Below are 13,087 nucleotides of genomic sequence, written 5' to 3'. Positions count from 1 at the left end.
GTCAGTCCTTGACCGCGCCGGCGGTCACGCCCGCGGTCACGTAGCGCTGCGCGACGACGAGCAGGACCGCCGCCGGCACGGACGCCACCACGGCGGTGGCCATGATCGCGTTCCACTGCGTGGTGTTGTTGCCGATGTACCGGTAGATCCCGAGCGTGATCGGGACGAGGTCGCCGTTGCGGTCCAGGGTCGAGGCGAAGATGAAGTCCGACCACGCCCACAGGAACGCGAACAGCGAGACGGTCAGGGTCGCGTTGCGGCTCAGCGGCAGCACGATCGAGGTGAACGTGCGCCACGCCGTCGCGCCGTCGACCCGCGCGGCCTGCAGCAGCTCCCGCGGGATGCCCGACATGAACGCCGTGTACAGCAGGACGGCGAACGGGACGGCGATCGTGGAGTCCGCCACGATCAGCCCGCCGACGGTGTTGAGCAGGTCGAGCCGCACGTAGATCGCGTAGAACCCCATCGACATGACCACGGCGGGGATCATCTGCGCGGTCAGCAGCAGGAAGTTCAGCGCGCGGCGGCCCGGCAGGCGCAGCTGCGCGATCGCGAACCCGGCGGGCGCGGCGATCACCACGGTGAGCACCACGCAGCCGAGCCCCACCAGGAGGCTCGTGCCGAGCGCCGGGAGCTGCTGGGCGAGCACCGCCTCGTAGCCCTCGAGGGTGGGCGCCCACGGGAACCAGTGCGGCGGGTTCGCGCGCAGGTCCTGGGTCCGGGTGAGGGAGACGTTGAACATCCAGTAGACCGGGAAGAGCATGACGGCCGTGAACAGCAGGCCGAGGGCGGTCTTCCACCAGGTCTTCCGCGAGGTCCCGGAACTCATGCTTCCTCCTGACCACGCTGCAGCCGCAGGTGCAGGAACCCGAACACCAGCGCGATGACGATGAGCACGTTGCCGACGGCGGCCGCGGGGGAGAAGTCCGGCTGTCCCGTGCCGAATGCCTCGCGGTACGACCAGATGGCCAGCGTCGTGGTCGCGTCCCCGGGCCCGCCCGTCGTCATCACCCAGATGACGTCCACGACCTTGAGCGTGTAGATCAGCCCGAGCAGCAGCGTGATCGCCGAGACCGGCCGCAGCAGCGGGAACGTGATGCCCCAGAACTGCCGCCACGGGCCCGCGCCGTCGAGCGCCGCCGCCTCGTACACCTCACCCGGGATGCCCTGCAGCCCCGAGTAGAGGATGACCAGGTTGAACGGGACGCCCAGCCAGATGTTCGCGGTCGTCACGGCCAGCAGCGCCGTGTCGGGCGAGGTCAGCCAGTTGATCTGCGGCACGCCGAACGCGCCGAGCACCGAGTTCACGATCCCGTTCTCGCCGGACAGCATCCACGCCCACGTCGACGCCGACACGATCAGCGGCAGCAGCCACGGCACCAGGAACATGGCCCGCAGCGCCCCCGACAGCGGGAAGTGCGCGCGGAAGAACACCGCCAGCGCCAGCCCGATCGCGTACTGGAACACCAGCGACCCCAGCGTGAACAGCGCCGTGTTGGCCAGCGCCGGCCCGAAGGTGTCGGAGGCGAACACCTCGGCGTACTTCGCGAACCCCACGAACTCGGCGCCGCCCTGCACGAAGGCGCGGATCGTGTAGTCGTGCACCGACAGGTCGACGTTGCGCACCAGCGGGTACGCGTAGAACAGAAGCAGGTACACCAGCAGGGGCGCGGCGAACGCCACCGCCGTCCACCGGGGCGGGAGGCTCCGGCGGGAACGGCGGCGGCGCTCGCGGGGCGCCGCCGGAAGGGCGAGCGTGACCATCAGCTCGTGGCGGCCTCGGCGTCGGCCTGCGCCTTGGTGAGCGCGTCGGCGGGCGTCTCGGCTCCGGACAGCGCGTTCTGCACGGCGGTCCAGAGGGCCTCGCTGATCATCGGGTAGTCGGTGCCCAGGTCGTCGCTGGTGCGGCCCTTGGCGCTCCGCACCGCGGTGACCCACGGCTCCAGGTCCTCGTTGTCGGCCAGCAGCGCCTCCTGGCCCTCGGCCGTCGGCGGGATGTAGTACGCGAAGGTGTTCGCGGTCTCGACCAGGCCCTCCGGCGTCGTCATGCACTCCGCGATCTGCCGCGTGACCTCGTAGCGCGCGGTGTCCTCCTGCACCGGGGTGACGAGGAACTCGCCGCCCGTCGGCGCCGGGGCGACGCCGCCGTCGCGGGCCGGCAGCTGGATCAGCCCGGTCTCGAACGTCGCCTCGGCCGCGCTGTTCACCTGCCACGTGCCGTTCTCCGCGAACGCGAAGTCACCGGTGAGGAACTCCTCCCACGTGGTGTTCTGCGAGTTGCCGATGACCGACTGCGGGGCGTAGCCCTCGTCCAGCCAGCCCTTCCACAGCTCCAGCGCCGCGACGGCCTCGGGGGAGTCGAGCTCGCGCAGGTCGGCGCCCGCGCCCCAGAACCAGGGCAGGAACTGGAACGAGCCCTCCTCCGTGCCGATCCCGGCGAACGTGATGCCCTGCTTGCCGGCCTGCTTCACGTCGGCCAGCGCCGCGGTCAGCGACTCCCAGTCGGTGATCGACGCCGGGTCCACCTGCGCGTCCTCGAGGATCTCCGCGTTGTAGTACAGCGACAGGGTGTTGGCGCCGATCGGGATGCCGTAGGTCGCGCCGTCGACGACGCCCGCCGCGAGCAGGTTCTCGTCGATCGCGGACGTGTCGAGGCCGAGCTCCTCGGTGGTGGTCAGCATGCCGGTGTCGGCGAGCGTGGACACCGCCGGGTTGTCCAGCAGGATGACGTCCGGCGACGTGCCCTCCTGCGCGGCGAGCAGCGCCTGGTTGGTCAGGGCGGTGGTGTCGTAGGCGGTGCGCTCGATCGTGACCCCGGCCTCCTCGCCGCAGGCCGCCACGCGCCCCGCCCAGCCGGAGCCGTCCTCGTGCTGCGGGTACGGGTCCCACCAGGTGTAGGTCCCGCCGGCGGCGTCGGACGAGCCGCCACCGGCGTCGTCGCCCCCGGAGCACGCGGCGAGCGATCCGGCGACGGCGACCGCCGCGACGCCGGCTGACAGGGTGCGCAGGCGTGCGCGCCTGGTTCGGTACATCGTGTTCCTCCTTGAACAGGGGCCCTGCGGCCCGGATCTCGTGCGGGGAAGCAGGAAGGCAGGTGAGCGTTAACACGGGGGCCGCGCGGCAGGGCCGCGGGCCGGCGGGGGGAAGGGCTCAGCCGGCGGGCGGCGCGCCGGTGCTGCCGCGGTCGACGAGCTCGGGGGAGACGAAGCGGACGACGTACGGGTCGTCCGGGGTGATCTCGCCCTCGATGCGGCGCACCAGCTGGCGTACGGCCATGCGGCCGAGGCGGTCCGGCGCCGACTCGACGGACGAGTACGGCAGGGAGAACGTGCTCGCGAACTCGGCCGAGTACCGGCCCACGACCGACAGGTCGCGCGGCGCGGCGAGCCCGCGCTCGTGCATCACCGACGGCAGGGCCGCCGCGGCGGCCTCGTTGTTGAGGATCAGGCCGGTCGCGCCCGGGTGGGCGTCGAGGGCGGCGTGCAGGTCGCGGCCGATGTCGGGCTGGCGCGACGCGCCCGAGACCGCGTGCAGCGTGATGCCGCGCGCCTGCGCCGCCCGCGCGGCCGCGTTCCGCAGCCGCCACACGTACGCGCCGCCGCGCAGCTCGACGTGCTCCGGCTGCGAGACGAGGATCAGCTCGCGGTGCCCGAGCCGGGCGAGGTGCTCGAGCATGTGCCGGCCGGTCTCCTCGAAGTCGAGGTCGAACACGTCCACCCCGGTGCAGTCGCCGGGCAGCCCGACGAGCGCGCCCGGCTGGGGCGCGGCCCGCAGCACGGGCAGCCGCCCGTCGTCCTCCGCCACGTTGAGCAGCACGACGCCGTCGACCATCCGCGAGTCGGTGATCCGCTTCAGGCCGCGCGTCCCCTCGGCCTCCGTGACGAGCAGGATGTCGTAGCCCAGCTCGTGGGCCGTGTTCGAGACGCCCTGGATGTACTGCAGCATGGCCGGGGCGAACTCGTCCTCGAGGAACTCCGCCAGCAGGCCGATCACCATCGTCTGGGAGGTGGCCAGGGCCCGGGCGCCCGCGTTCGGGGTGTAGCCCAGCTCGGCGACGGCGGCCTCCACGCGGGCGCGCGCCTGGTCGGAGATCGCGCGCTTGCCGGACAGCGCGTACGAGACGGTGCTGCGGGACACCCCCGCCAGCCGCGCGACGTCGCCGATGGTAGCCACGGTGCTCCTCCTCCAGATGGATGTGAACCGGTTCGCATTGTGAACCGGTTCGCACTCAACCACATCGCGCCGGAATCGCGCAAGCCTCGATCGGCTTGGTTGCCAGGGTCTTGCATCGAACGGCGTTCGAAACTAGCGTCGCGCACCGAGCCGGGTTGTCGAACCGGTTCACAACTGCTCCATCCCTGTTCGCATCTCAACGAGGAGATCGCCCCATGAAACGAGACTGGCCCCACGGGCCGCGAACGCGCCGGGTCGCCCGGCGCCTGCTGTCACCGCTCGGCGTCACGGCCCTCGTGCTCGCCGCCGCCCTGGTCCCGACCGGCGGCGCGGCGAACGCGGCGGGCAACACGCTCGTCGTCGACGTCGGGAGCACCGTCCGGCCCGTGACCCACGTGGGCGCGGGCGGCCTGTACGGCGTCGGCTCCGACACGAGGCCTACCACCGAGCAGCTGCTCCCGCTCAGCCCCATCAGCTTCACCCAGCCAGCGCCCGGCACGACCCATCTGGGCAACGGCGCCACGGAGCCCTGCTGCGACTCGCTCCACGTCGCGGCGAACCTCACCCGCGCGGGTGCCCAGCAGTTCATCCGGATGCCCGACATCTACCCGAGCTTCCCCTACCGCTGGCAGGGCTGGGGCGACTGGGAGTCGAAGGTCCGCACCATGGTCGGCAAGCGCCTGGCGGCGACGTCGACCACGAACATCCAGGGCTGGGAGCTCTGGAACGAGCCGGACTGGACGTGGGACGCCGCGGCCGGGTCCTGGCACGACGGCTGGACCCGCACCCACCGTCTGATCCGCTCGCTCGACCCCGTGACGCCGATCGTCGGGCCCAGCGACTCGCACTACAGCCACAACCGCATGCTCGCGTTCCTGACCCACGCGAAGAACACGGGCACGGTCCCGGACGTCATCGTCTGGCACGAGCTCGGCGACATGGACTGGAACTCCTTCGACGACCACGTCGCCGACTACCGCGCCATCGAGCGATCCCTGGGCATCAGCCCGCGGCCCATCGCGATCAACGAGTACAACTCCCTCAACCAGATGGACATCCCGAGCGTGGCGGTGCACTGGATCTCGGTGCTCGAGCGGCACGGCGCCCGGGAGGCGCACCGCGCGTACTGGTTCGAGGCCGGCACGTTCGACGGCCTGTTCACGTTGCAGGGTCAGCCGACGGCGTCGTACTGGGCCTACCGCTGGTACGGCCAGATGGCGGGCAACGTCGTGCGCACGACGCCGTCCAGCTGGCTCGACGGCGTCGCCGCCTACGACTCCTCGCGCAAGATCGTCGACGTGGTGCTGGGCGGTGACTCCGGCAACAACGCCGTGCGCGTCAACGGCCTGTCGTCCTTCGGGTCCTCGGTCCGCGTGACCGTGCGGTCCGTCCCGGGCAGCGGGCGGCACACCCATGTCGCCGCGCCGACGGTCATGTCGAGCACGACCATGTCGGTGTCGAACGGCGGCGTCACCGTCCCGGTCAACGGGATGACGGCGGAGGGCGCGTACCAGGTCGTCGTCACCCCGGCCGCAGGGCCGGCGACGTCGTGGCAGCAGGTCTACGAGGCGGAGAACGCCTCGCCCGTCAACGCCCGGCCCGCCACGGCGTCGTCGTCGGCGTCGAACGGGTACTACGTCGGCGGGATCGACGGCAGCGCCGACATGCGCTCGCACAGCTTCGTCGACTTCACGGTGAACGTGCCGGCGGCGCGGACTTACACGATGACGATCCGGTACGCGAACGGGACCGGTTCGACGTCGACGCATGGGTTGGCCTACAACGGCGGCGCGTTCTCCACGGTGTCCTACCCGCCGACGGCGGGCTGGGGGCAGTTCTCCACCGTGCAGGTCCAGGTGAACCTCCGGGCCGGGTACAACATGATCCGCCTGGCGAAGGGATCGCCGAACTTCGGCGGCGGGACGGGGTACGCCGAGCTGGACAACATCACGCTGTCCTGATCCGGTCCTGAGCAGCGCGAACGCCGGGGTGGTCACCGCCACCCCGGCGTCGTCGTCCCCCTTCCCGCGAACTACCGCACGTCCTCGTCCACCCAGTCCAGGGTCTTGGTGACGGCCTTCTTCCAGTTGCGGTACAGCCGGTCGCGCTCCTCGCCGGGCAGGGACGGCGTCCAGCGCGCGCCCTCGGCCCAGTTCGCGGTGACGTCGGCCTCCCCGGACCAGAAGCACACGGCGATGCCCGCGGCGTAGGCCGCGCCCAGCGCCGTCGTCTCGGCGACCTGCGGGCGCACGACGTCGACCCCGAGCTGGTCGGCCTGGAACTGCATGAGCAGTTGGTTGGCGACCATCCCGCCGTCGACCTTGAGCTCCGTCAGCTCCACGCCCGAGTCGGCGCGCATCGCGTCCACGACCTCGCGGGTCTGGTAGGCCGTGGCCTCCAGCGCGGCGCGGGCGATGTGGTTGCGGTTCACGTACCGGGTCAGGCCCACCAGGGCGCCGCGGGCGTCGGGGCGCCAGTACGGCGCGAACAGGCCGGAGAACGCCGGGACGAAGTAGGCGCCGCCGTTGTCCTCGACCTTGCCCGCGAGGTACTCGATGTCGGGCGCGTCGGCGAACAGGCCGAGGTTGTCCCGCAGCCACTGCACCAGCGAGCCGGTCACCGCGATCGACCCCTCCAGCGCGTACGTCGGGGCGGCGTCGCCGATCTTGTAGCAGACCGTGGTGAGCAGGCCGTTCTTCGACGGGATCTTCTCGGTGCCCGTGTTGAGCAGCATGAAGTTGCCCGTGCCGTAGGTGTTCTTGGCCGTGCCCACCTCGAAGCACGCCTGGCCGAACGTGGCGGCCTGCTGGTCGCCGAGGATGCCCGCGATGGGCACGCCCGGCACCATGCCGTGCGCGCGCCCGTGGCCGTACACCTCCGACGACGACCGGATCTCCGGCAGCATCGACAGCGGGATGCCCATGTCCGCGGCGATGTCCTCGCGCCAGGACAGCGTGTCCAGGTCCATCAGCATGGTGCGCGACGCGTTGGTGACGTCCGTGACGTGCACGCCGCCCTCGACGCCGCCCGTCATGTTCCACAGCAGCCACGCGTCCGTGTTGCCGAACAGCAGGTCGCCCCGCTCGGCGGCCTCCCGCGCGCCCTCGACGTTGTCGAGGATCCACTTCACCTTGGGCCCGGAGAAGTAGGTCGCCAGCGGCAGGCCGACGATGCTCTTGTACTTGTCGGCCCCGGCGTCGCCGCCGAGCGCGTCGACGATCGCCTGCGTGCGGGTGTCCTGCCACACGATCGCGTTGTACACGGGCTTGCCGGTGCGCCGGTTCCAGACGACGGTGGTCTCGCGCTGGTTCGTGACGCCGACCGCGGCGAGGTCGGTGTGGTTGATGTTGGCCCTGGTCAGGGCGTTCCCGACGGCGTGCCGCGTGTTGTCCCAGATCTGCTCCGGATCGTGCTCGACCCAGCCGGGCTGCGGGAAGATCTGGTCGTGCTCCAGCTGCCCGGTCGCGACGATCGTTCCGGCGTGGTCGAACACGATGGCCCGGGAGCTCGTCGTGCCCTGGTCGATGGCGAGGACGTAGTCAGCCATGAAAAATCTCCTTCACTTCGTCGTGGGCTCGAGGCATCGAGGTCTGCTAGGCGAACGCTACGGCGGGGGCCAGCAGGCCCGCCAGGACGCCGCCGATGATCGGGCCGACGACGGGCACCCACGAGTACCCCCAGTCGCTGGAACCCTTGCCCTTGATGGGCAGCAGCGCGTGCGCGATGCGCGGGCCCAGGTCGCGGGCGGGGTTGATGGCGTACCCGGTGGGCCCGCCGAGGCTCGCGCCGATCCCGACCACGAGCAGCGCCGCCGCGAGCGGCCCCAGGTCCCCGGGCCAGTTCGCGAACGACAGGATCACGAACACCAGGACGAACGTCGCCACGATCTCGGTGATCAGGTTCCACGCGTACGAGCGGATCTCCGGGCCGGTGGAGAACACCCCCAGCTTGGTCGCGGCGGGCGCCTCCAGGTCGAAGTGCTGCTTGTGGGCGAGCCACGCGAGGGCCGCCCCGAGGATCGCGCCCACCAGCTGGGCCGCGATGTAGATCACCGCGTTCCCGGCGGTCGCGGCGATCCCCGGGCCGAACTCCGCGGCCCCGCTCGCCAGGATGCCGAGGGTCACCGCCGGGTTGATGTGCGCCCCGGAGCTGAACGCGACGAAGACCCCGGCGAACACGCCGAGGCCCCAGCCGAAGTTGATCAGAAGCCATCCGCCGCCCGACCCCTTGGTGCCGGGCAGGATGGCGTTCGCGACGACGCCGCAGCCGAGCAGCAGGAGGATCATCGTCCCCAGCATCTCGGTCACGAAGACTTGGGCAGCCGACATGTTTTCGCTCCAAACGTGTTGACACCATTGTCAACAGCCACTATCTGTCGCCGCGACCCGAAAAGACAACCCGAGGGAACGAGAGATCTTCCGCCGGGGCGCGTTCAGCGCTGCGGTGACCAGCCGTCGGAGCCGGACAGGTAGTCCTCGATCTCGTGGTCCGCGGCCTGCGCGTCCGACAGCTGCGGCCGGTGCTCGTTCACGACGGCGCCCGCGCCGTGGTTGTCGTACTCCGCGGCGCTGCCCTCGTTCCAGTCGTACCCGGACATCGTCGTCCACGGGTCCTCCTTCAGGAACGCGCCCAGCGTCGTGTCGCGGACGACGACGCGCGGGTCGTTGTCCGGCGCGCTCGACGGGTGCCAGGGGCGGCCCAGGTAGTACGACCCCGCGGGCGCGTCCGAGACGATCCGCGAGTCGATCAGCAGGAACCCGCGCTCGAACTCCCGGGACGTGCTGGGGGCGAGGACGTACCCGCTCGGGTCCGAGTCGCGCGGCAGGGCCCGGATCGTCGAGTCGTCGACGACGGCGGTCGCGCGGCCGAAGACGAAGTCGACGTCGCCCTCGATGTAGCTGTCGTGGACGTAGACCCGCGCCGGGGTCGTCGCGCTCGGGGAGTCGAGGTAGAGGGTGTCCTGGTTGCCGAGGAACCGGACGTCGTCGAACACGACCTTGTCCGCCGCCGTCTTGACGGCGACCGCCTGATGCCCGCCGAACTCCGGGTGCGCGGCCTCGTCGAAGGCGTTCTCGAACGTGACGCCGCGCGCCCGGAAGCCCGCGCCCTTGACGGTGACCGTCGCGCTGCCGGTGGTGCCCCAGGTGCCGCCGCCCGGCTTGGGCGTGCCGGCCGCGCGGTCGTCGGTGAGGACGACGTCGTGCGGGTCGCCCGTGCCGCCCACGAAGCTCAGGTTCGGGTGGGCGGCGTCCACCTCGACCCGGCCGGCGTAGACGCCCGGCTCGAACACGATCTCGACGCGCCCGGCCGAGTGGGCCGGGGCGAGGTCGACGGCCTCCTGGGCCGTGGTGGCGTCGCCGGAGCCGTCGGCGGCCACGACGATCCGGACGGCGGCGTCCGGGCGGGGCCCGCACGCGGCGTGCGCGACCGGTGCGGAACCGGCCGCGACCAGCGGGATCAGCACGAGCGCCGGGACGGCGACCCGGGTGCGGGCGGACAGGCGGTGGCGTGCGGGCATCGTTGCCTCCTGGGTGGTGAGCCATCGTCGGCGAGAAGCGGGAAACCGGTTTCTCGTCTCGGGGTGCCAGCCAACCACGGCGGGAGGCCCGAGGGCAAGACGGTCCGCCGCGCTCCTTTCGAAACGCTACCGTCGCGTATCGAAAGAAGGTAGGGTGGTGCGCATGAGCACCGACCCCAGAACCCTTGCCCCTCCCGCACCAGCCCCCGAGGACGCCGGCCACCCCCGCCGCTGGGCCATCCTCGGGCTGCTCGTCGTGAGCCTCATCGTCACCGTCCTGGACAACACCGTCCTCAACGTCGCCCTGAAGACCCTGGCCGATCCCGTCGAAGGGCTGGGCGCGTCGCAGAGCGATCTCGCCTGGATGATCAACAGCTACACCCTCGTCTTCGCCGGCCTGCTGTTCGTCTGCGGCGTGCTGGGGGACCGGATCGGCCGCAAGCGGATGCTGGTCGTCGGCATGGTGGCGTTCGGCCTGGCCTCGCTGGGGTCGGCGTTCGCGCAGAACCCGGACCAGCTCATCGCGGGGCGCGCGCTGATGGGCGCGGGCGCGGCCGCGATGGGGCCGGCCACGCTGTCGCTGCTGCGCGCGGTGTTCTCCGAGCGGGAGTTCCCCAAGGCGCTGGGGATCTGGAGCGGCGCGGTCGGGATCGGCGGGGCGCTCGGGCCGATCGTCGGCGGCGCGCTGCTGGAGGAGTTCTGGTGGGGATCGGTGTTCCTGATCAACGTCCCCATCGTGGCGCTCGGCCTGGTGGCGATCCTGTGGCTGGTGCCGGAGTCGAAGGGGCGCCAGGGGCGGCCCGACCTGGTCGGGATGGCGCTGTCGGTCGTCGCGCTCGTGCTGATCACCTACGGCGTCATCGAGGCGGGCGACTCCGGCTCGTGGGCGGGCGTGGAGGTGTGGGGCACGATCGCCGCCGGCGTCGCGGGGCTCGCCGGGTTCGTCCGGTGGGAGCTGCGCACCCCGCACGCGTCGCTCGACCCGCGGCTGTTCCTGGACCGGCGGTTCGCCTCGGCGTCGGCGCTGATCGCGCTGATCTTCTTCGCGATGCTCGGGCTGTTCTTCTTCATGACCTTCTACATCCAGCTCGTGCGCGGGCTGACGCCGCTGCAGACCGGCCTGATGTTCCTGTCCTTCGGGGCCGGGATGATCGTGTTCTCGCCGCTGTCGAGCATGTTCGTCAAGCGGTTCGGCACCCGGGCCGTGGGGCTCGCGGGGCTGACGCTCGTGGGCGGGGTGTTCCTCGCGATCGCCCAGGTGGGCCTCGACACGCCGCTGTGGCTGATCGTGGTGCTGATGTTCCTCCAGTCGGCGGGGATGGCGAATCTCATGCCGCCGGCGATGAACGTGATGATGCAGTCGGTGCCGCGCGAGCAGGCGGGGGTCGCCTCCGCGCTCAGCAACACGCTGCGGCAGGTGGGCGGCGCGCTCGGCGTCGCCGTGCTCGGCACGGTGATGGCGCAGGCGTACCAGAGCCGGATCGCGGAGGTCGCGCCCGAGCTGCCCGAGGCCGCCCGGGCCTCCCTGACCGCCACGTACGGCGCGGTCACGGAGGGCGCGGTGCCGCCCGAGGCGGCGGAGTCGCTGCTGGCCGCCGCGAACGTCGCGTTCGTCGACGCGATGCACACCACGGCGTACGTCTCGGCGGCGGTCGCGCTGCTCGGGATGATCGTCGTCGGGCGGTACTTCTCCGGCAGGCCGTCGCGGGACGACGACGGCGCGCGGGCGGGCGCGGACGTGTCGGCCGTCCCGGCGGGCGAACGGCAGGCGAAAATGGTCCGATGACCTCCACGTCCCCGGAAGCGGAGAACTCCGCGGCCGTCCCCGCGCCCGTCGTCGGGCGTCCGCGCAGCACGGCGGCGAGCAACGCGATCCTCGCCGCCGTGCTCGACCTCGTGGCCGAGCACGGCTCGATGCGCGCGATCACCGTCGAGGCGGTCGCGGCGCGCGCGGGCACGTCCAAGACCACGATCTACCGGCGCTGGGCCACCAAGGAGGAGCTGGTCGCCGCCGCGGTCGAGAGCATCAAGGCGCCGCCGGCGTTCGAGCTGCCGCACGAGTCGGTGCGCGACGACCTGATCCGCATGCTCAAGGCCGTCCGCACCGACGTCTCGCCCCGGGAGCGCCGGATCCTGCGCTGCATCATGATCGACTCCGAGGACAACCCGGAGCTCGCCGCGCAGCAGGAGCGCCTGATGACGGAGCGCCGCCGGGCCGGGATCGAGCTCGTGCGGTACTGGATCGAGCGGGGCGAGCTGCGCGCCGACCTCGATCCGATGCTCGTCGCCGCGGGGCTGGTCAGCCCGCTGCTGACGATCCAGATCTACGGCCACTACCCGCACCTGCGCACGCCCGATCTCGCCGAGCGCCTCGTCGACCAGATCCTGACGGGCATCGGGACGCGGTAGCCTTCCTGCGACCGTTCCCGGACAATTCAGGAGGCTGCCGCAGTGACCGGAGAAGTGACCGCCGAAGACGACCTGACCGCCACGTTCACCGAGTTCGACGGCGACGGCGACGGCCACATCACCGTCGACGAGTTCCGCCAGGCGATGGCCAAGAAGGGCGAGGACGTCTCCAAGGACGACCTCACCTCGATCTTCGTCCACGCCGATGGCGACGGTGACGGCAAGATCAACCTCGCGGAGTTCACCGAGGCCTGGAACGCCTGACCTCAGGCCTCGTCGAGGCGGCGGCGCAGGGCCGCCGCCGCGGCGCCCGGATCGGCCGCCCGCGTGATCGCGCGGACGACGACGACGCGGCGGGCGCCCGCCTCCAGGACCTGGTCGAGGCGGGTGGGCCCGGCGTCGTCGTCCCGCGTGACGTCGTCGATGCCGCCGATCGCGAACCACGGCGTCGCGGGCTTCGTGTCCGCGACCTCCCGCAGCAGGCCGAGGCCGACGGCGGGGCGGCCGGGCTTGGTCGGGGTGGACCAGAGCGGGCCGACGCAGAAGTAGTCCACCCGGGGATCCGCCTCGGCCGCCATCGCCTCGCCGAACGCGTGCGTCGACCGGCCGAGCGCCGGGCCCTCGCCGAGCAGGGCGGTGACCTGGGCGGGGGAGAGGTCGTCCTGCCCCATGTGCACGGCGGGCGCGCCGGTCAGGCCCGCGACGTCGGCGCGGTCGTTGACCGCCCACAGCGCCCCGTGCTCGGCCGCGACCCGCGCCACGAGCGCCTGCAGCTCGATCTCCCGCGCGGCGTCGAGCGACTTGTCCCGCAGCTGCACGACGTCGACCCCGTTCCCGAGCACGGCGTGCAGGAAGGCCGCGAGGTCACCGGACGCCTCCCGGGCGTCGGTGCACAGGTACAGCCGGGCGTCGGCGAGCCGCGTTCTGGGATCCACGGCACCGGAGTCTAGGCGCGACCGGCCCGCGGGCCCGGGGCGTGACCACCCC

12 protein-coding genes are annotated in these 13,087 nt (G+C 71.8%); 4 read left to right on the top strand and 8 right to left on the bottom strand.

Translation table 11 applies throughout. The annotated features are described in order from the left end of the window. Window position 1: 1 nt before the first annotated feature. The 4 genes from ABD208_RS15200 to ABD208_RS15185 all read right to left on the bottom strand — a co-directional run bounded on the left by ABD208_RS15200 (window position 2) and on the right by ABD208_RS15185 (window position 4,173). Complete coding sequence (locus tag ABD208_RS15200; protein WP_344104423.1) at window positions 2-829, bottom strand: carbohydrate ABC transporter permease; 828 nt, start codon at window positions 827-829, stop codon at window positions 2-4. Further along, entirely contained in the window at window positions 826-1,764 is a 939-nt protein-coding gene (locus ABD208_RS15195) for a carbohydrate ABC transporter permease (protein WP_344104421.1), read from the bottom strand. Before ABD208_RS15195 ends, ABD208_RS15200 begins: the two co-directional genes overlap by 4 nt. Next, window positions 1,764-3,032, bottom strand: a complete 1,269-nt coding sequence (locus ABD208_RS15190; protein ID WP_344104420.1) for a sugar ABC transporter substrate-binding protein — start codon at window positions 3,030-3,032, stop codon at window positions 1,764-1,766. The genes ABD208_RS15195 and ABD208_RS15190 overlap by 1 nt, the downstream gene beginning before the upstream one ends. Before the next feature lie 118 nt (window positions 3,033-3,150). Beyond that, window positions 3,151-4,173, bottom strand: coding sequence for a LacI family DNA-binding transcriptional regulator (locus ABD208_RS15185; RefSeq protein ID WP_344104418.1), 1,023 nt, complete (start codon window positions 4,171-4,173; stop codon window positions 3,151-3,153). Between the two features lie 215 nt (window positions 4,174-4,388). On the opposite strand from ABD208_RS15185, the gene ABD208_RS15180 reads away from it, so the two are divergent. Continuing rightward, complete coding sequence (locus ABD208_RS15180; protein WP_344104416.1) at window positions 4,389-6,134, top strand: carbohydrate-binding protein; 1,746 nt, start codon at window positions 4,389-4,391, stop codon at window positions 6,132-6,134. Window positions 6,135-6,205: 71 nt separating this feature from the next. On the opposite strand, the gene glpK is transcribed toward ABD208_RS15180, so the two are convergent. The 3 genes from glpK to ABD208_RS15165 form a co-directional block, all read right to left on the bottom strand. Further along, window positions 6,206-7,720 carry a glycerol kinase GlpK gene (gene glpK, locus ABD208_RS15175; protein WP_344104413.1) on the bottom strand — a complete coding sequence of 505 codons (1,515 nt, stop codon included), beginning with the start codon at window positions 7,718-7,720 and terminating at the stop codon, window positions 6,206-6,208. Window positions 7,721-7,766: 46 nt separating this feature from the next. Further along, window positions 7,767-8,501: an MIP/aquaporin family protein gene (locus ABD208_RS15170; RefSeq protein ID WP_344104411.1), complete on the bottom strand. Its 735-nt coding sequence runs from the start codon at window positions 8,499-8,501 to the stop codon at window positions 7,767-7,769. Window positions 8,502-8,605: 104 nt separating this feature from the next. Next, window positions 8,606-9,691, bottom strand: coding sequence for a pectinesterase family protein (locus tag ABD208_RS15165; RefSeq protein ID WP_344104409.1), 1,086 nt, complete (start codon window positions 9,689-9,691; stop codon window positions 8,606-8,608). Between the two features lie 163 nt (window positions 9,692-9,854). Between ABD208_RS15165 and ABD208_RS15160 the strand changes: the two genes are divergently transcribed. Genes ABD208_RS15160 through ABD208_RS15150 form a run of 3 tightly spaced genes read left to right on the top strand, consistent with a single transcriptional unit; the run spans window position 9,855 to window position 12,364 of the window. After that, complete coding sequence (locus tag ABD208_RS15160) at window positions 9,855-11,477, top strand: MFS transporter (protein ID WP_344104407.1); 1,623 nt, start codon at window positions 9,855-9,857, stop codon at window positions 11,475-11,477. After that, window positions 11,474-12,100 (top strand): TetR/AcrR family transcriptional regulator, encoded by a 627-nt coding sequence (locus ABD208_RS15155; protein WP_344104405.1) that lies wholly within the window; start codon window positions 11,474-11,476, stop codon window positions 12,098-12,100. Before ABD208_RS15160 ends, ABD208_RS15155 begins: the two co-directional genes overlap by 4 nt. A gap of 42 nt (window positions 12,101-12,142) precedes the next feature. Further along, window positions 12,143-12,364, top strand: a complete 222-nt coding sequence (locus tag ABD208_RS15150; protein ID WP_344104403.1) for an EF-hand domain-containing protein — start codon at window positions 12,143-12,145, stop codon at window positions 12,362-12,364. A 2-nt stretch (window positions 12,365-12,366) separates the two neighbouring features. On the opposite strand, the gene thiE is transcribed toward ABD208_RS15150, so the two are convergent. Then, complete coding sequence (gene thiE, locus ABD208_RS15145; protein ID WP_344104400.1) at window positions 12,367-13,035, bottom strand: thiamine phosphate synthase; 669 nt, start codon at window positions 13,033-13,035, stop codon at window positions 12,367-12,369. Between the last annotated feature and the right edge of the window lie 52 nt (window positions 13,036-13,087).

This window comes from Myceligenerans crystallogenes (genome assembly GCF_039529775.1).
Lineage (GTDB): Bacteria > Actinomycetota > Actinomycetes > Actinomycetales > Cellulomonadaceae > Myceligenerans > Myceligenerans crystallogenes.
Note: the sequence above shows the minus strand (reverse complement) of the source record. Positions and strands in the feature narration are given on the sequence as shown.